Annotated in this window: 17 protein-coding genes; 15 read left to right on the top strand and 2 right to left on the bottom strand. The window is 59.1% G+C overall.

The window, feature by feature from the left end; all coding sequences use genetic code 11:
* Nucleotides 1–75 precede the first annotated feature (75 nt).
* From panB to KGZ89_06920, 10 genes are all read left to right on the top strand, one after another.
* Nucleotides 76–939 (top strand): 3-methyl-2-oxobutanoate hydroxymethyltransferase, encoded by an 864-nt coding sequence (gene panB, locus KGZ89_06965; GenBank protein ID MBS3974587.1) that lies wholly within the window; start codon nucleotides 76–78, stop codon nucleotides 937–939.
* 67 nt (nucleotides 940–1,006) lie between these two features.
* The gene (gene panC / locus KGZ89_06960) at nucleotides 1,007–1,882 is read left to right on the top strand and encodes a pantoate--beta-alanine ligase (GenBank protein ID MBS3974586.1); all 876 of its coding nucleotides are present in this window, start codon (nucleotides 1,007–1,009) and stop codon (nucleotides 1,880–1,882) included.
* Nucleotides 1,879–2,793 carry a quinolinate synthase NadA gene (gene nadA, locus KGZ89_06955; GenBank protein MBS3974585.1) on the top strand — a complete coding sequence of 305 codons (915 nt, stop codon included), beginning with the start codon at nucleotides 1,879–1,881 and terminating at the stop codon, nucleotides 2,791–2,793. Before panC ends, nadA begins: the two co-directional genes overlap by 4 nt.
* 46 nt (nucleotides 2,794–2,839) lie before the next feature.
* A complete protein-coding gene (gene nadB, locus KGZ89_06950; GenBank protein MBS3974584.1) occupies nucleotides 2,840–4,552 on the top strand; it encodes an L-aspartate oxidase in 1,713 nt (570 codons plus the stop codon).
* The gene (nadC, locus tag KGZ89_06945) at nucleotides 4,549–5,478 is read left to right on the top strand and encodes a carboxylating nicotinate-nucleotide diphosphorylase (GenBank protein MBS3974583.1); all 930 of its coding nucleotides are present in this window, start codon (nucleotides 4,549–4,551) and stop codon (nucleotides 5,476–5,478) included. The genes nadB and nadC overlap by 4 nt, the downstream gene beginning before the upstream one ends.
* Before the next feature lies 1 nt (nucleotide 5,479).
* Nucleotides 5,480–6,220 carry a DedA family protein gene (locus KGZ89_06940; protein MBS3974582.1) on the top strand — a complete coding sequence of 247 codons (741 nt, stop codon included), beginning with the start codon at nucleotides 5,480–5,482 and terminating at the stop codon, nucleotides 6,218–6,220.
* A complete protein-coding gene (locus KGZ89_06935; protein MBS3974581.1) occupies nucleotides 6,217–7,188 on the top strand; it encodes a biotin--[acetyl-CoA-carboxylase] ligase in 972 nt (323 codons plus the stop codon). Before KGZ89_06940 ends, KGZ89_06935 begins: the two co-directional genes overlap by 4 nt.
* A 65-nt stretch (nucleotides 7,189–7,253) precedes the next feature.
* Nucleotides 7,254–7,835 (top strand): biotin transporter BioY, encoded by a 582-nt coding sequence (locus KGZ89_06930; GenBank protein MBS3974580.1) that lies wholly within the window; start codon nucleotides 7,254–7,256, stop codon nucleotides 7,833–7,835.
* An 83-nt stretch (nucleotides 7,836–7,918) separates the two neighbouring features.
* A complete protein-coding gene (locus tag KGZ89_06925) occupies nucleotides 7,919–9,169 on the top strand; it encodes a DNA repair exonuclease (protein ID MBS3974579.1) in 1,251 nt (416 codons plus the stop codon).
* A complete protein-coding gene (locus KGZ89_06920; protein ID MBS3974578.1) occupies nucleotides 9,166–11,649 on the top strand; it encodes an AAA family ATPase in 2,484 nt (827 codons plus the stop codon). Before KGZ89_06925 ends, KGZ89_06920 begins: the two co-directional genes overlap by 4 nt.
* Here the strand turns inward: KGZ89_06920 and KGZ89_06915 are convergent.
* Complete coding sequence (locus KGZ89_06915; protein ID MBS3974577.1) at nucleotides 11,639–13,030, bottom strand: HAMP domain-containing protein; 1,392 nt, start codon at nucleotides 13,028–13,030, stop codon at nucleotides 11,639–11,641. The genes KGZ89_06920 and KGZ89_06915 overlap by 11 nt on opposite strands.
* A gap of 50 nt (nucleotides 13,031–13,080) precedes the next feature.
* Nucleotides 13,081–13,788 carry a response regulator transcription factor gene (locus KGZ89_06910; GenBank protein ID MBS3974576.1) on the bottom strand — a complete coding sequence of 236 codons (708 nt, stop codon included), beginning with the start codon at nucleotides 13,786–13,788 and terminating at the stop codon, nucleotides 13,081–13,083.
* Nucleotides 13,789–13,919: 131 nt separating this feature from the next.
* Here KGZ89_06910 and KGZ89_06905 point away from each other — a divergent pair, with 131 nt between their 5' ends.
* The 5 genes from KGZ89_06905 to ccsA form a co-directional block, all read left to right on the top strand.
* Nucleotides 13,920–14,723, top strand: a complete 804-nt coding sequence (locus tag KGZ89_06905; protein ID MBS3974575.1) for a type III pantothenate kinase — start codon at nucleotides 13,920–13,922, stop codon at nucleotides 14,721–14,723.
* Complete coding sequence (locus tag KGZ89_06900) at nucleotides 14,720–15,334, top strand: transcriptional regulator (GenBank protein MBS3974574.1); 615 nt, start codon at nucleotides 14,720–14,722, stop codon at nucleotides 15,332–15,334. The genes KGZ89_06905 and KGZ89_06900 overlap by 4 nt, the downstream gene beginning before the upstream one ends.
* A complete protein-coding gene (locus tag KGZ89_06895; GenBank protein ID MBS3974573.1) occupies nucleotides 15,319–16,230 on the top strand; it encodes a quinate 5-dehydrogenase in 912 nt (303 codons plus the stop codon). The genes KGZ89_06900 and KGZ89_06895 overlap by 16 nt, the downstream gene beginning before the upstream one ends.
* Before the next feature lie 181 nt (nucleotides 16,231–16,411).
* Entirely contained in the window at nucleotides 16,412–17,086 is a 675-nt protein-coding gene (locus tag KGZ89_06890) for a cytochrome c maturation protein CcmE (GenBank protein MBS3974572.1), read from the top strand.
* Nucleotides 17,087–17,186: 100 nt separating this feature from the next.
* A partial coding sequence (ccsA, locus tag KGZ89_06885) for a cytochrome c biogenesis protein CcsA (protein ID MBS3974571.1) occupies nucleotides 17,187–18,537 on the top strand: 1,351 nt, incomplete at its 3' end.

Raw genomic sequence — 18,537 nt, 5'->3', positions numbered from 1 at the left:
CTAACTGTGCCGGGACCGCTTGGATCTTCCGCCGGGGGACTGAGACGGTGTAATCCGGGAAGGAGCGTTGTCACTATGAGCGATACATCTGTGCCTGATCCAAAGAAACCGGTTAGCACTCTGTCCTTGCGCGAGATGAAACGCGCCGGTCTCCCCATTGTGGTGATCACCGCATACGATGCACCCTCGGCGAGAATGGTCGAGGAGGCAGGGGCGGACATCGTGCTAGTCGGTGACTCGTTAGGGATGGTTGTGCTTGGGCGCGACTCGACGTTGCCTGTCACCGTTGAGGAGATGCTGCACCATACGAAAGCTGTCAGAAAAGGCGCCTCTCGGGCGCTTGTTGTGGCGGATATGCCTTTCATGTCGTACCAGGTCACCCCAGAAGAGGCTATGCGTAACGCCGGCCGGATGATGGCCGAAGGCGGCGCGCAGGCGGTCAAGATCGAAGGCGGCCTTGCCGTTGCCGGGACCGTTCGCAGGTTGACGGAAGCCGGTATTCCGGTGATGGGGCATGTCGGCCTGACTCCGCAATCCGTCCATCAACTTGGCGGCTACAGGGTTCAAGGCAAAGACATCGAAAGTGCGCTAAAGCTTGTCGAGGATTGCCTCGCGCTGCAGGATGCCGGCGCGTTTGCCATTGTGCTCGAGTGTATTCCGGAGCAGCTCTCGGCGATCGTAAGCCAGAAGCTGGCTATCCCGACGATCGGTATCGGCGCTGGTGCCGGCTGTGACGGACAGGTTCAGGTGTTCCACGATATCTTGGGTCTTGGCGGGCAGAGTCCTCCTCGGCATGCCAAGCAGTACGTCAACCTCAGTGCCACTATCACCCATGCGTTGAGAACGTTCACCGGCGAGGTGCGCGATCACGCGTTTCCTGGCAAGGAGCACTCGACGCAACTTGACCCCGAGGTGCTCGCCGAGTTGAAGCGAGCGTAGGCGCTCGGGCTAGGATCCCGAATCTGGCGCAGACGACACCTCGCAGGATCGACAGAAAGGTTTACGCGTGGAGCAGGTCGTATCGAAAGAAGAGGCCAGGCAGGCTATCGCAGATGCCCGCCGAGAAAGCAGGACGATAGCCCTTGTGCCGACGATGGGCGCGCTGCACGAAGGGCATCTATCCCTGGTTCGCGCGGCTGCCAAGCGCGCCAGTTACGTCGCGGTATCGATATTTGTCAATCCCGCTCAATTCGGCCCGCATGAGGATTTCGACGCCTACCCGCGTGATCTGGCAGGCGATGCGGAGTTGCTGCGTGCCGAGGGAGTGGATCTGCTGTTCGCGCCGACCACCGAAGGCATGTACGGTGATGTCAGCGTCTCGCTGGATACCGCTGTCAAGGTCGATCCCGGTGCGCTTGCGACAGTGTGGGAGGGAAGCTCACGCCCTTCTCACTTCATCGGTGTGGCAACGGTCGTGACCAAGCTTTTCGGCGTTATAAGGCCGGACCTGGCGTTCTTCGGCGAAAAAGACTTCCAGCAACTAAGGATAGTCGAGCGTGTGGCACGCGATTTGGACATTCCCACAAAAATAGTGAGCTGCCCAGTGGTGCGCGACCGAGACGGGCTAGCGCTTTCATCGCGCAACTCCAGGCTGGATGCGAGTGCTCGTAAGGACGCGCTTGCGCTGTATGCCGCGATCAGCGCAGCCGAGGCGGCCGTGTCAGCCGGGGAAACCTCAGTCGCTGCCCTGAAAGCGATTATGACCGCCGAATTTGATTCCCGCCCGGGAATCGAGATGGACTACGCGGTCATAGTCGATCCGTATACGCTCGAGGAGTTGACTGCGGTGGACCGCCCTGTCCGCGTCCTGGTGGCGGGACGTGTGGCACAAGTGCGGCTGATAGACACTGCGCCGATCATACCGCCACGGGGACCCAGATGAGAGGGCATCCGTCAATCTCGGCAGAGATACGTCGGCGTGCCGAGGAGCGCGACGCGGTAATCCTGGCGCACAACTACCAGCGCTCTGACGTCCAGGATGTGGCGGATTATGTCGGTGACTCGCTTGGGCTGTCGCGCCAGGCCGCGGCCACCTCGGCAAGGATCATCGTTTTTGCGGGCGTGCACTTCATGGCCGAGACAGCGAAGATTCTCTCGCCAGACAAGACGGTGCTGCTACCCGAGCCATCGGCCGGATGCCCGATGGCCGACATGATGACCGCCGATGAGCTCGCAAGTTGGCGTGAGGCCAACCCCGGAGTGCCGGTGGTCACTTACGTGAACTCGACAGCGGCGGTCAAGGCTCTCTCCGACGTCTGTGTCACCAGCGCCAACGCTGTTTCTGTGGTTCGCTCACTGGCGGCACCCAAGGTGCTCTTCGGCCCGGATCGAAATCTCGCTTCCTGGGTGGCTCGGGCGCTTCCGGAAGTCGAGGTCATCCCTTGGGAAGGGTATTGCCCGATACACGAAGACGTCTCGCCCGAAGAGGTTCGCTCGGCGATAGAGGCTCATCCGGAAGCCGAGGTGCTGGTGCATCCCGAGTGTCGCCCGGAAGTTGTGGAGATAGCCGATGCCGTGCTTTCCACCAGTCAGATGATAGCCCATGCCGCTTCGAGCAGCTCGAAGGCGTTTATCGTGGTGACCGAGGAAGGGCTATTGCACGCTCTTGCCAAGGCTGCGCCAGGAAAGCGCTTTTACCATATTCAGCCGGCGATGCTGTGCCCGAACATGAAGGTGACCACCCTTGCCAAGGTGCGCGATTCCCTTGCGCTGACGCAATATCCGATCGAGGTCGACGCCGATGTTCGCCTGCGAGCTTTGAGCGCGGTGGAGCGCATGATCGCCATTGGCTGACGGCTCCGGACACCCTCTTGTGCCGGGCAGGCGCGATGTAGAGCGGCTGGACACAGAGCGGCTGGCAATTCGCCGCGTCGACGTGCTTGTCATCGGTAGCGGTATCGCGGGTTTGACCGCAGCCTCGGCACTTGCCGAGAAGCGTAAGGTCACGCTGGTCACTAAGGCGCGACTGGAAGAGACGAGCACGTGGCATGCGCAGGGAGGGATCGCCGGCGCGGTCGGGGAGGCCGACTCTGTTGAGCTGCACCTTGCCGACACGCTTGTGGTTGGGCAAGGCATCAACGACGAAAGGGTCGTCCGCGCGGTCGTGGAAGAGGCCGCGGAGGCGTTGGCGGAGCTGCAGTCGCTGGGCGTAGCCTTCGACCTTGATGTGAACGGTCGGGTCAGTCTGGCGCTTGAAGGAGGACACTCCCTTCCGAGAATCCTGCACTCCGGCGACGCGACCGGCGCAGCGGTGCAAGACGCCCTCTCTCGCCACGTGCGGGGTCTGCCGAGCGTCGAGCTTCTTGAGGAGCGTTTTCTTGTGGACATGCTTGTCGACAAAGGCCGCTGCACAGGAGCGCTCGTCCGCGACATGCGCGGTGGACGCACGGAGGCGTTTTTCGCGGATGCGGTTGTTCTGGCGACCGGAGGATGCGGGCAGGTATATCGCATGACCACCAACCCGACGATTGCAACCGGCGATGGCGTAGCCGCGGCATGGCGAGCGGGTGTCGAGATATCGGACATGGAGTTTGTGCAGTTTCATCCAACCGTGCTCGACCATGCGTCAAACCCAAAGTTCCTGATCACCGAGGCCTTGCGCGGCGAAGGCGCTTATCTTCTGGACTGCTCGGAGAATCGCTTCATGCCCCAGGCGCACCCTCTGGCGGAGCTTGCTCCGCGCGATGTCGTTAGCAGAGAGATCGAGAGGGTGATGGCGCGCTGCGAGCGGCCGAATGTCTGGCTCGACGCACGCCATCTCGGCGGCGACTATCTCAAGCAGCGATTTCCGACGATCTGGGAGAGGTGCCTGGAGGCAGGGTACGACATCTCCCGTGATCTGGTCCCTGTGGCTCCGACCGCGCACTACATGATCGGAGGGGCCAAAGTCGATATCGACGGACGCACTTCGCTTCCCGGGCTTTACGCGACCGGCGAGGTCGCCGCAAGCGGATTGCATGGAGCGAATCGCCTGGCCAGCAACTCGCTGCTCGAAGGGCTTGTGTTCTCCAGAAGGATAGCACGCGCTTTGCTGGAAGATGGCGAGCCCACAATCGCGCCGGAGGTGTCCGGCGATGTCAGGCGCGCCTCTGAGCCGGATGTGCGGTTCACCGGCCACAAGCCGCCGAGTGGATCATCTGCCACGAGCCATGCGGAGCAACTCCAGCCAAAGGAGCTGCGAGACAAGTTGCAAGAGACGATGTCAAGGCATGTAGGGGTCACGCGTTCGGCGGACTCTCTTGCGGCAGCGCTTGACGAGATCGCTCGTCTCACCCGCTCGCTGGAAGGCCTGTTCTGCCGTTCGGGTGCGAACAGAAGCTCCGTGCCGCCAGGCTGGATTTCCTCGGCGGACTCGACAGATCTCCTGGAGGCGCGAAACCTCCTTACAGTAGGGATGTTGATCTCGCGCGCTGCGGCTATGCGTGAAGAGAGTAGAGGCGCGCACTATCGCGACGATTTTCCATGCCGAGAAGACACAAAGTGGCTCGGCCACACCGTATGGCGGCACGGTAGCCCTCCGTGCTTCGAGCCTGCGGGGGACGACAGCCGATGAGGATGGAGAGCATGCTCGCCGAAGCGATCGATGCGCTGGTCGTCGCGTCCCTCTCGGAGGATCTGGGCGTCGCTAGTTCGGCCCTGCGAGTCCCAGGCGGCGTGCCGGATCTTCTCGGCAGGGATGTCACTTCCGCCGCCATCGTTCCGCACGATGCGCGGTTTACAGGGCATATCGTCGCCCGCGAGGAAGGGGTTGTATGCGGCTTACCTGTTGTCCGGCGTGCTTGGTCGATGCTCTCCTCGGCGGCGGGGCTTGCAGGTGCTGTCGAGATCGAGGCCCTCGTCGATGAAGGCGCATCTGTGACACAGGGCGCCCGGATCGCCGAGGTGACGGGAAACGCACGGGTCGTGCTCGCCGGCGAGCGCAGTGCGCTCAATGCGCTAATGATGCTTTCAGGGATCGCGACTGAGGCTCACCGTTGGCAGATTGAGGCTGGTAAGGACCTTATTGTGGTCGATACGCGTAAAACGGCACCGGGTTTGCGAGTAATGTCCAAATATGCGGTTGCGATAGGTGGTGCGAGCAATCATCGGTATGGCTTGTACGATATGGCGCTCGTCAAAGATAATCACCTGACCTTTTTGGGTAGCATTACCAAGACGGTTGTCGCTCTTCGCTCGGCCGCTTTTGATCTGAAGCTAGAGGTCGAGGCCGACACAGTCGAACAAGCGGTAGAAGCTGCACTTTCAGGGGCTGATATGGTGCTGTTGGATAACATGGATGACGAAACTCTCGCGGCCGCTGTGGCTGCTGTGCGTGAGGTTTCCAGGAAAACAGGTCTGCCGGTACTCACAGAGGCCAGCGGGTCGATCACCTTCGATCGCCTGGCGCGATTGCGCGCAACCGGTGTTGATAGGGTGTCTTCAAGCGCCTTGACGCTTGCTGCGCCTATCGATTTTGGACTCGACGAATTGGCGCGATGACATGAACGCTATTACGGGAATTCCTATCGTTGACTGGGCCTTGGGTCTTCTGGACACCTGGGGCTATCACCTGGTCGTATTCTTCACCATCTTTGAGAACGTTTTTCTGATAGGTACGTTTACGCCGGGAGATACGGTCGTGATCTCTGCGGCGTTTATGGCCTCGCCCGAGCGCAGCACGCTCTCTCTTTGGCTGGTATGGACGCTTTCCGTGATTGGAACAATGATCGGCTGCAACATATCGTATCTATTTGGGAGGAAGGGCGGGCGCCCCGCGCTGACGAAGCATGGCCACCGCTTCCACTTTACAGAAGAGCGTATCGCGCAAGCCGAGGCGTACTTCAACATCTATGGTCCCCGGGCGCTCTTCTTTTCGCGGTTTGCCACAGGGCTCAAGCACTTCGTTCCTGTCATTGCGGGGGCAAGCAGGATGCCCATTCTCCACTTCCAGGGGTGGACGTTGCTCTCCGCGATAGCCCAGACTTCATTGATGGTCGCAATCGGCGTTTTTGTCGGCGAGAACTTCGACTGGGCGCTTAATGTGGCGCGCGGTTTCGGTGTACTCGGATTGATCATCTTTACCAGCTTGGCGGTTCTTCTTGTCCTGGGGCGCAGACGCTATTTCGCTCACCGAAGGGAAGAGGTGCTCGAGGAGTACCTTCATGAAAAGGACGAGCACGCTCACCAGGATGACGATGCGGTACCACACTCTGCTGCCTCGGAAAAGAAAGATGATTCATGAGCAGCCGACAGTTGATCTTGGAGGCTCTTCGAGAGGCCCGAGGAACCGTGGTTTCAGGAGAGTTTCTTGCCTCGCGACTGGGAATCAGCCGGGCGGCGGTGGCCAAGCACATCAAGGCGCTAAGAGCGCTCGGGTATGAGGTATCCGCATTCACGGGTTCGGGATACTCAATGTCAATGGCCCCGGATATTCCGCTGCCGGCAGAGGTCGCCGCTTTGGTCAGTGAGCCGCTGTGGGTTCGTTTTGAAGGCGGCGCTTCGACCGGCTCGACCAACGATGACGCTCGAAAGCTCGCGGCAAAGGGCTGCCCTTCCGGCACGGTTGTTCTCGCTTCGCACCAGCAGAAGGGGCGTGGGCGCTTTGGGCGAAACTGGGAGTCCCCCGAAGGAGGCGTGTATCTCTCGGCGGTGCTAAGGCCACAGATCGCGCTCGCCGATCTGGCTCCGATTGCGCTGGTCATCTCAGTTGGTGTCGCCAGGGGACTCAGGCGCCTGGGCGCAGATGCGAAGCTCAAGTGGCCAAACGACCTCGTGATCGGCTCGCGCAAGGTTGCCGGCATACTGGTAGAGGTTTCCGCCGAGGTGGACCAGGTAGAGTGGATAGTCGCGGGCGTAGGCGTGAATGTCAGGCCGGGCTCTGGCCGCCTTGAGGGGGCCGCTTACTTGTCGGAGGCGGTTGGCAAGCAGGATCGGCTTTTGCTTCCTGCAGTTGCGGCAGCCATTTTGGATGGGGTGGCCTCGGCGTACATCCACTTCGAGAGGGACGGTTTCGAGGCTTTACGTGCCGAGTATGAGAGCCTGTCGACACTTACAGGCGAGGAGGTGGTCGTTCGAGATATTGCGGGCGCCATCTGCAGTTCGGGGAGGGCCCGTGGAATCGACCACACGGGACGCCTGCTTGTCGAGGACTACTCCGGGAAAAAGGTGGCCCTCTCGGCGGGCGACGTCACGCTGAAAGGCGCTCGTTGACACTGCATGCAGGTCTGGTATTGTAAACCGCATTCTAATAGCGAGTTTACAAACGGAGGCACAGCATGCGTGAGGGCACAGCAAAGAGAGGTCGTAGCTACTTCAGCGTCAGGGAGATAACCGTAATCGGCCTGTTCGCCGCGATGATAGCCGCCTCGGCATGGATTACGATTCCGCTAGGTACAGTGCCCATAACCCTCCAGGTATTCGCGGTCCTGCTTGCCGGACTGCTCCTAAGGCCCGTTCCCGCGCTTGCGGCGATAGGAGCCTATCTGCTGCTTGGCGCGGCCGGCGTTCCGGTGTTCGCGAACTTCGCTTCCGGCATGGGGGTTTTGTTGGGCCCGACCGGCGGCTATCTTTTCGGGTTTGCCGCCGCCGCGCTCCTGGTCTCGCTTATCTGCCGCGCTCTTGTCTCGAAAATCGGTCAGCTGGCAGCGGATGCAATAGGGTGCGCCGTCGGCATCGTAGTGATTTACCTGCTGGGCTGGTTTCAGCTCATGATGGTGCTGGGCCTCTCTCCATCTGCAGCTTTCGTGGCGGGAGTCGCGCCATTCATCGCGCTCGATGCCGCTAAAGCCGTTGTTGCCGTGGGCGTGGCCGCTTCACTGCGTCGAGCAGGCGTGGCAGTGGTCAACTCCCAGGCGTAAACACCCTTATCGCTTGCCATGTCAGACCCTCTGGTTATGATTGCTGAAGTAGATCAGCAACCGATATCCGAGAGGGACAAGCAATGGGCCGACCGTTTACCTTCGTACACGCCGGAGATGTGCACCTTGACGCGCCCTTTGCCGGCATAAGCGCCAGAGACGACAGAGTGCGCGAGACCTTGGTGCGCGCCACATACGAGGCTTTCGACAAGATAGCTACTATCGCCATTGAGAGCCGCGTAGCGTTTGTGCTTCTCTCGGGAGATGTCTATAACAGCCGAGACAAGAGCGTGAGAGCCCAGTTTCGCTTCCGTTCAGTGATGGAGCGACTCGACAGTGCGGGCATCCAGGTGTATCTGGTCCACGGTAACCACGATCCCGCCGACGGGTTCTCGGCGGGTCTCAAGATGCCGGACAACGTCCGCTACTTTGATTGCGCCACGGTTGAGCGCATCGAGCATCGGGATACCGAAGGCCGAGTTCTCTGCGCGCTCTACGGCCAAGGCTATCGCACGGCGGCGGTGACGGAGAATCTGGCGAAGAGGTTTTCACGCAACGACGCCGATGAGACCGCGATTGGCGTATTGCACGCGAACGTAGGCGGCCAGATGGATTACGAGCCATATGCGCCGTGCTCGCTCGATGACCTTCGGGCTGCGCGGATGGACTACTGGGCGCTCGGTCACATTCACAAGCCGGCCGATCTCGCCGAGAATCCACGCATTCGTTATTGCGGGAGCCCCCAAGGGCTGAATCCGAAGGAGACGGGAGCGCACGGGTGCTGGATCGTGACGATGGACAGGGGCAAGGTGCTCTCCGAGAGGTTCGTCGAAACAGCCTCGGTGCGCTGGGAGCGCGCGGACATCGATGTTCTCGGCGTATCTGATATTGAAGGCCTCACCTCCGCGATCAGGGACGCGTGCGAAGATAAAAGTCGGGAGGCAAACGGTCTTCCTGTCATCTTGCGCGTGTACCTTAAAGGTCGAAGTGAGGTCTACCAGCACGTTTCCAGGGGCTTTGCGCTGGACGAACTCGTTGAGGAGCTTCGGGAAGAGCAGCTACAGCGCTCACCATGGGTGTGGATTCAGAGGGCGTACAACCAGATCGAGCCTGAGCTGGATATAGATTTTCTTCGGGATGCCGAAGATTTCACCGGGGACATGATCCGAATCGCAGATGAGATGCTGACTCCGGCGACGGCGCGAAAGCTCCTCGATGAAGCGCTCGAAGATCTCGACAAGGCTCTCAAATGCTTTGACAGCGACGCCGAGGAGCTGGTTCAGCGGGCCCGCAACCTGGCGGTAGGTCGATTCATGACGGAGGATGACAGATGAGACTCAAGCGCGTCGAGGTCACGCGATTCGGCCGGTTGCAGCACTCATCGTTCGGGGATTTCTCGGAAGGGCTCAACGTCGTGGTCGGACCGAATGAGGCCGGCAAGACCACGATCGTCAACTTCGTCCGGCAGGCGCTCTTTGGGTATGTCGGCAAGCGGAAGGCCGAGTCGCCCTACCTATCTTTGGCGGGAAAACGCCTCGGGCGTCTTGTTTTTACCGACGATAATGGCGAGTGGTCTATCGAGCGAATCGAGGGAGCACACGGCGGGGCGGTCAAAGTTACCACCCTGGAGGGCTCGGAGTATCCGGATCTTCTGGGTTGCCTGACAAAGGGCGTGATTGAAGGGACGTACAGGGTGGTGTTTGGCTTCGGACTCTCGGAGCTCGCCCAGATCGAGGACGGCCGCATGTCCGGGGATGGCGTGCTCTCTCGGCTTTATGCAGCGCAAACCGGCTCAGCGGTAAGTCCTGCGGATGTCAAAAAGGAGTTCGAAAAAGCGACTGCCACCTTGAAGACTCAGTACAACAAGCTCAAGGCAGAGATCAAGGAGCTAAGCGGCGAGCTTGCCCAGCTTGAGGCAGCCGCAGCCGATTTCGCCTCCGAGCGGCAACGCCTCGATGAGCTGGGCGTCAGGCTGGGTGAGGCGCTAGAGACGCGCGAGAAAGCGCGCTCAGCGTCCCATCAGTACGCCCTGGCGATCGAACGCTTCGAGAACGGGAAAAGGCGCCTGGTTGAGATAGCTGAAGAGATGGAGGGGTATGAGTCCGAGTATGCCGAGAAGCTTGCACAGCTGCAGCAAGTCACTGTGGACCAGAGAGTTTTAGAGCGCGCTTCCCAGCTGGAGCCGGTCATCGCCGAGCTCTCAGGCTTTCGCCAGAGGCTTGCCGCTATTGGCGCTCACGATCAGGAGCTCGCAGCGCTATCCGCAAAAGCCGAGCGCATCTTGTCTGACGTCGCTCTAGATTCAGCTCAGGCTTCCGAAGCGGACATAGGTCCGGAGACGATGGCGGGAATCGAGAAGTGGCGCGAGCAGCTCGCTGGATTTCAGGCCGCTTGTGATCTGAGCTCCAGGGATGCCGATGAGGCGGAGATGGCGCTCAGGTGCTTTACGCCTCCACCTGCTGTTGCCGCTGAGATGACTTCGCCTCAAAGGCTCCCAGCAGCCATTTTGTTTGGCGTGGGGTTGCTGCTCCTTCTCGCCGGTGCCCTCCTCGGCGAGGTCCTTCTCGCCGTAGCCGGATTTGCGCTGGCTGCACTTGGTGTCGGCTTGCACCTCTGGCTTGCTCGGGGAAGCGGGGCCGCAGTGACTAGCGACCTCTCGGCAGGCAATCTCGAGGCGCAGGCTATGACCGCTCGGAAGAAGGCCGAAGCACACGTCGAGAGGCTCAGTGATGTTCGGGGTGAGTGGAGAACGTGGCTTGGCGCCCGGGGGCTGGCGTTCTCAGGCGAGGATCCGGCGGCTGTGTCTACCGTCGCCTCGGCGATAAAGCAGTGGCGAGATGTGTGCCTCGACAGCGACAAGGTGCTAAACGCCAGAGCCAGGGATGAAGAGTGGTGCCAGCAGTATAAAGGGCGGCTGAGTGCCGCAGGTGGGGATCTCGCACCCGGGCTAAGCGATTCAGAGCTCCAGGATGTGCCCATGCACGCGGAGGCGCTTCGCAAAAAGCTCAATGAGACCATGGTGGCTGCACGGGCCCGTGAGGCCGCCGCTCGCGATGCGGATCGTCTAAAAGGCCTTATCGAAAGCGCAAAGCGAAAGCGGGAGAATAGCGCTTCGGAGATCGAAGACGTGCTGGCTAGTTGCGATGTCGCGACGGATGAGGAGTGGCAGTTGAGTTCGCTGGCCGAGAGCGCCGGCGAAGTTTTGCGCAAGGCAAACGAGGATTACGACACATTGCACCAGGAGCACACGGCACTGACTCAAGTACTTGATTTGGCGACGCAGGATTCCACGATGGCAGAGAGGCGATTGCGGCTCGCCGAGGCGCAAGAGCGAAGAGCCGAGCTTGTCGACAGCTATGCGGCCTCAGCGATTGCGGCTCGCCTGATCGCGTGCGCCCAGGATCACCATCGGCAAGCGCGTCAGCCCGAGGTGATTCGCAAAGCTGGCGAGATATTCACCAGGATCACCGCCGGCAAGTATTCCGGCATAGCCGCTCCCGACGAGGGAGGGTTTATGGTCTTCGATCAGCAAACGGAGGCGATTCCTTCATCCGAGCTTTCGACCGGAACGGTTCAGCAGCTCTACCTAGCGCTGCGTTTTGCACTGGTAGAGACGTTGTACGGCATAGGTGAAGGGCTACCGGTTCTGATGGACGACATTCTGGTGAACGCCGATCCGGTGCGAAGAGAGCGCACAGCTAAGGCGATCTCGGAGCTCTCGTCGAAAAGGCAGGTCATACTCTTTACCTGTCATCCCGACACCGCCGAACTGTTTGAGCAGATCCATCCGTCTACCACTCGGATCAATCTTTGAGTGACGGCAACCTGAAGGTGAACCGGGCTCCGCGGCCTTCTATGTTGGTCGCGGTAATCTCTCCTGCATGACGCACGATGATGGAGCGGGCGATGGCGAGCCCCAAACCGGCGCCTCCGGTAGCGCGGTCCCGGCTCGTCTGAGCGCGATAGAAGCGGTCGAATATGTAGGGCAGGGACTCTTCCGGAATGCCAGGGCCTTCATCGGAGACGGAAACCAGCGTGTGAGTTTCGTCGCGACCGAGCTCCAGAGTCACCCTCCCTCCGGCAGGCGTGTGTCGCACAGCGTTATCGACGATGTTGGTTATCACCTGCTGCAGACGATCGGGATCGCCGAGAACCGCGGGCGGGTTTCCGCTCAGCGATATCGTTACCTGCCGCTCTGCGGCGTTGTGCGCGAGGCCTTCGATTGCGCCTTGCGCGACCTCAAGCAGGTTGACTCTTCGCATGGGCAACTCGCCGGTGGCACCCTCTATGCGCTGTAGCGCCAGCAGGTCTTCTGCAAGCCGAGCTAGACGCTTTGACTCCCTTACGATCGTGGCGAGAAATCGCCGTCTGTCGGACTCCGGGATGTCATTTTCGAGTAGAGTTTCGGCCGTGCCACGAATTGCCGTCAGTGGACTTTTCAGTTCGTGACTGACATCCGAAACAAACTGCGATTTTCGCCGCTCCTCCTTGACCAGTTCGGCGACGATGCTGCCCACCTGGTCGGCCATCGTGTTGAAAGCCTCGCCGGCGGCTCTGGTTTCGCGTGGGCCCTCGGGCCGCACCCGGACTCCAAGGTCACCCGCCGCAAAAGCCTCGGCGCCGACCTCGAGTTTCCGCAGAGGCCCAGATAGCCAGCGCGCGAGAGTTTCCGCGAGCAGCAAAGTGGCTATCGCGAACACGATTGCCAGGAGCACAAGAGTGCCAAGGTAGTCTTGCAGGAGTGTTGCGATCGAGAAGGTGCGCGCCGAGACATAAGCGACGCCCTCTACTCCGCCATCGCGGATGATGGGGATCGCGTTGAAAAGCTCCAGTCGTCCGTCCGGAGCGCTAGTCATCCGCTGACCCCGCTCTCCCTCGAGCGCCATGCGGACCTCGGGGCGCTGCGAGTAGTTTATGCGGGCCTCGCTCGCATCGAAGGAGCTCGCGACGAGGTTGCCGTCGCTGTCGAGCACGATAAGGCTCGAGTTGACCTCAAGTGCTGATTCGCGCAACGCCTCCGAGAGATCCTGGTGCTCCTCAATTCCGATCGAGGCCGTCATCGCCGCTACCAGCCCGGCTTCACTTTTAAGTCTCTCTTCAAGCTTGCGCACGCCATAAGCTTGCAGCTCATTCAGGAAGTACCATGAAAGAGGTCCCGCGGAGAGCAAAGCCACAGTCAGAAGTGACAGCAACATTCGTGTTCTTATCGAAGTACGCAAGGTGTTTTCCTCGGCAGCTTTAGGGGTCAGGGCTGTATCCGGTAGCCGTAACCCCTTACTGTTTCTATGACAGACGGATCGATTCCCGCTGATTCCAGCTTGTCCCTCAAGCGCTTAATGTGTGTGTCGACGGTTTTTGTCTCGACAATGTACTCCCACTTCCACGCTTGCTTGAGGAGATGTTCCCGGCTAAGCACGATTCCCGGACGGCGCATCAATGCGGCGAGCAACTCGAATTCGCGCGGGGTCAATTCGATGGGTGTTTCACCGTGATAGGCACTGTGAGTTCCTTCGTCCAGCAGGATCTCCGAGGCCACAAGCTTCCCTGCAGATACCTCGCTCTCTTGAGCGTTGCGGCTGGAGCGGCGTAAAAGCGCTCGCACCCGTGCCTGTAACTCGCGGATACCGAAGGGTTTTGCAAGATAGTCATCTCCGCCGATCTCCAGGCCTACAACCTTGTCGAGCTCGGTGTCTCGAGCGGACAAAAAGAGCAGCGGTACATCGCAGCGCGACCGAATCCTTCGGCAGACCTCATAGCCGTCGATGCCCGGGAGCATGATATCGAGGATAACCAGGTCGAAGGGAGAGTTCTCGGCGAGAGTGACTGCGGTGTCACCGTCGGTAGCGGTGACGACCTCGTAGCCCTCCTTTTGCAGGTTGTAGGATATAAAGTCGAGAATCGCTTGCTCGTCATCGACGACAAGTACTCTGGGAAGGGGCTCACTTGCTGTCATCCCAAAATCTCCATCCAATAGGCGCCTGTTGCCTTTGCTGATGATAACATTGAACAAGTGTCGAGACTTATCCGCAAGGCGCCTGGGCTGCTGAGGCCTTTGCTCTGCCCGTCTTTTGAGAGGGAAGATAGATGATCCTAGCTATCGATGTTGGGAACACCCAAACAGTGTTCGGGCTTTTTTCGGCAACACCCGCAGCTGATCCCGGCGTCGGGTATGCGCTGGACTCCTGCTGGAGAGTATCCACGAACTCGCTTCTGACCGCCGATGAGTTGCGCGTGAAGTTGGGAATGCTGCTCCAAGCGGGAGGAAGAGGCTGGAGCGACGTCGATGCCTGCGTGCTCGCCAGTGTCGTTCCTCGGCTTACGGCCGTTTACCAGGAGCTGGCGATAACCGCTACCGGAATGGCGCCGATGACAGTAGGGCCTGGCCTAAAAACGGGCATGTCTGTTCGATATGACAACCCGCATGAGGTTGGAGCCGACCGCATCGCCAATAGCGTCGCAGCATTCGCGGAGTTTGGAGGGCCTGCGGTAATCGTCGATTTTGGAACCGCAACTACCCTTGATGTGATCGATGGAACCGGTGCTTATCTCGGCGGAGCTATCGCGCCTGGGGTGGAGACGAGCGCCGAGGCCCTGTTCAGCAAGGCCGCACGCCTGTCAGTGGTGGATCTCGAGGCTCCTTCGCGTGTCATTGGAACCAATACTCGCGCCAGTGTTCAGGCAGGCCTAGTCTTGGGCGAAGCGGTGATGATAGACGGGCTTGTCCGCCGAATCTGGGAAGAGCTTGGCACGCAAACGCCGGTGTTGGCCACCGGAGGACTGGCCGAGAAGATGGCCGATATATGCGAGACGATAACTCACGTTGATGCCGATCTGACCCTGAAGGGGCTTATCTTGATATATGCACGCAACACTGGGGCCGAATCGTGAAGTTCTTTCGCGTGGGCGACAAAGTCCTGAGTCGCGAGAAGCTCATCACCGCTATCGAAAAGATCCTTGCGGAGAGGGAGGCTGGCGCAACTCAGGAGGAGGTGGCACGATCTTTTGGCGTGCAGCGCACCTTTATCTCCTTCCTGGAGTCTTTGGGCGAGATCCGGCGTGGGCCCAAAGTCGCGCTTGTGGGCTTTCCGGTCGCCAATCCCTCGTGCGTCGAAGAGCTAGGTGAGCGCAAGGGGCTGGACATGGTGCTCGTGTTCTCCCAGGAACAGAGGGAGAACATCGAGACAGAGGCGGGATACGACGTGTTCAACCGCCTTCTCGAGACGCTTGCTGCGCTAAGAGAGTTCGATGTGGTGCTCCTGCTGGCCAGCGATTGGCGCATCGAGCTTATGAAGCGCGTTCTTGGCGCCGAGGTTATCGGTATTCCCCTTGGCTCGACACCGCTTCGCTCAGACGTGGAGGTCGATCTCGGCGAGCTGGAGCGAGTGATCGACGATGTGCTGTCAGCTCGTGCTCGCAAACCGCGTGCAGGGAGTGTCAGCGCCGCACTGATGGAGGCGGCAAAGATGGCTGAGAGGTGGTCTGAATCAAGGAAGTCCTGAGTGTATCGATCGGCTCGGCGAAGCGCGACCATAGTGTGGAGATCGACCTTGCGGGCGAGCGCTTCAAGATAGGCCGAATGGGCACAGACGGCTCTTTGGAGCGGGCAGCCGCGATCTTCTCCGAGTACGACGGGAAGGTTTCCGCCTTTGGCATGGGCGGAATCGACATGTACCTCAAAGCGGCTGGCAAGAGATACTACTTCCGGGAGGCCAGAAAGCTTGGAGCGGCGGCCGGCTCGACTCCGATTGTCGATGGCAGCGGCCTGAAAGGCGCGATCGAAGCAGGCGTTATCCGCTACCTGCGCGATGAGCACGGCCTTGAGTTTCGAGACAAGAAGGTCCTTGTGACTTCGGCGGTCGATCGATGGGGTTTGGCCGAGGCCCTCCGTGACGAAGGATGTCAGATGATCTTCGGCGACCTTATATATGCGCTGGGAGTACCTGTTCCGATCAAACGCTGGTCCTCGCTCGTGATGTCGATAAAAATATTGGCTCCGATTGCAGCGCAGATGCCGTTTTCCTGGCTCTATCCCACAGGCGGAGAGCAGGAGAGGGCACCTAAAAGCGAGCCCTCGGTCGAGCGGCTCTACCAGTGGGCGGACATCATCGCCGGGGATTGGCAGTACGTCAGGAAGTTCATGCCTCGGGATATGCGAGGCAAGTGGGTGATCACCAACACCACTACTCCTGCAGATGTGGAGCTTTGCGCCAGCCGAGGAGTGGAGTTGCTGGTCGCCACTACACCACGGTTCGAGGGCAGGACTTTCGGGGCCAACGTCCTCGAGGCGGTTATGGTGGCCTATGCAGGTGCTTCCGGAGAGCTTGCAGAGGAAGAATACCTGGAGCTCCTGGGGACTTTTGGATTTAAGCCCGATCTCTCCTGGCTCGGCCCATAAATTGCTAATGCATGTTATGAGTTTTTGGAATTGTTACCTGACGTATTCGGTGTTATCATATCACCGTTCAGGCAGGTAGCTCTAAAACTAGGTGCGTGCTTCTGGCTGTTTATACTGGCCGAGGCTCTCTGGTTGTCTTCGCAAAAAGTGCGACGACGAGTTGCTGAAAGGAGTCGCGGAAGTGAACAAACGAGCCCGTAATCGCCTCATAGGAATCAGCGTCATTGTCGTTTTCGCCGTTGCGGCGATTCTGGTAGGAGCCGGACCGGATGGGGCGTATTCGAGAACCGTCAGCGAAGTCGCTGGTAAAACCGAGTTTTCCGGGGATAGGGTCAGGGTTACGGGTACCGTGATAGAAGGTTCCTGGAACCGTAGGACCGATCCGATGATCTTCGATATTCGCAATGAGGGGGCTACTGATGGCCCACAAATCCGAGTTGAGTATGTGGGGAATGTTCCGGCAACTTTTGGTGATGGGGTAGTTGCAATCATTACCGGCACTCTCGATGATGGCAGCACCAAAATTACCTCTGACACGATGGTCACCCAATGTCCTTCGCGCTACGAGTCTATCGAAGGCGCCATTAGTGTTGACGACCTGTTGGCCAGCACCGGAGGCGGCTATAGGATGGTCACCGGATTCGTGGTCGCTGGCAGCATAAAGCCCGTAACCGAGGAGTTCCGTTTCAAGGTCCAAAATACCAATAGCGGAGGAAGCCAGGTTCCGATCATCTATCAAGGTGCACTTCCCAGCGGAATGGACTCGGGGTCCCAGGTGGTTTTTGGTGGAGAGATGGATGAAAATGGAGCGTTTGTCGCTGTAACTGTCTCTCTTTCCGAGGCCGAGCAGCAGTAATATTTTTTCTTCAGGTCTAACTTGTTTGCCCCGATTGTAATGGAGTTACCGGAGCCTAGGTAATTCGCCGTGCCCAATTGAAGGGAGCGTCAGTAAGTATATGACTACAGTTGGAAGCTTGTTTATGGGCCTTGCGCTTGTGTCCACCGTAGTGTCTATCGTAGCCCTTTTCTGGGGGCGTTCTTTGGGGCCCAAGGAAGGTGAAGGAGCTACCAATCTCGGGTATTATGCGACTTTCATTGCTACCGGCGCGGCGACCGTTGCATGCGGAATCGTCGTTGCGGCTTTCCTTCGAGAAGACTTTACCTTCATGTATGTGGCGCAACATCATCCCACCGATGTCTCGCCCTTGCGCTGGCTATTTCAACTCTCTGCGATATGGGCTGGCCGCGAAGGCTCTTTCATGTTTTGGATGTGGTTGATCACGCTCTTCGGGGCATACGTTGCATGGAAGCGCTTCCCATACACCGATCAGCTCTCCAACATCGCAATAGCGATAATCAATGTCGTGCAAGGCATCTTCCTGGCCAAGCTCTTCACCGAGGGCCATGATCCGTTCAAGGTCTCCCCACCAGAGTGGTTTGGACCTGGTGGCGAACTTCTAACCACTACCGCCATGAACCCACTGTTGCAGCACTGGGCGATGATTCTGCATCCCCCCACGCTTTTTATTGGCTACGCAGGGTTTACGGTGCCTTTCGCCTTTGCCATGGCTGCGCTTTTTGTCAATGACGGATCCAAGGAATGGGTTCTTCGTTCCGACAGGATCACCGTATTTGCGTGGCTCTTTCTTGCCCTTGGTAACGGAATCGGTGCCATCTGGGCATACGTCGTGCTGGGCTGGGGAGGCTACTGGGCCTGGGATCCGGTGGAAAACGCATCCTTGATTCCACAGCTTACGGGTATCGCCTTGCTTCATGCTTTCACGGTGTATCGGAAGCGGGAAGGCTTCAAATGGTGGTCGGTGATGATGGCGGCGGTGACATTCGCTGCGTGTATCCTTGGCACATTTATCGTACGCTCCGGAATAATTCAATCCGTACATGCGTTCCAAGAAGATCTTCTCTCGGCGTGGCTGTTTGGATTCATGATGGTATTGCCTATTGTGCTGGCAGCTATTGGTCTTTGGTATCGCGACGCCGAGTTTAGAAACGTCGATCAATTCGAATCGCTAACCTCGAAAGAGGCATCGTTCTACTTTACGAACGTCATCATGATTTTGTCATCGATCGTGATCGCGGCAATGACGTTGTCTCCCGCTTTCGGCGGCAGAGTTTACGGTCGCGATACCTTTGATGCCCTGGCTCATCCATTCGGTATCATTTTCGTGCTGCTGATGGCGGTGTGTCCCTATCTTTCCTGGCTCAAAACGGACACCGCGACTTTCTGGAAGCACTTCAGGTGGCCTGCGATCAGCGCGGCGGTCCTCAGCGTTCCGTTGATGGCTATCT

It is taken from the genome of Actinomycetota bacterium (genome assembly GCA_018334075.1).
Taxonomy (GTDB): Bacteria; Actinomycetota; Coriobacteriia; order Anaerosomatales; family UBA912; genus JAGXSC01.
The sequence above is the reverse complement of the archived record's forward strand: the minus strand, read 5'-3'. Positions and strand labels throughout refer to the sequence as shown.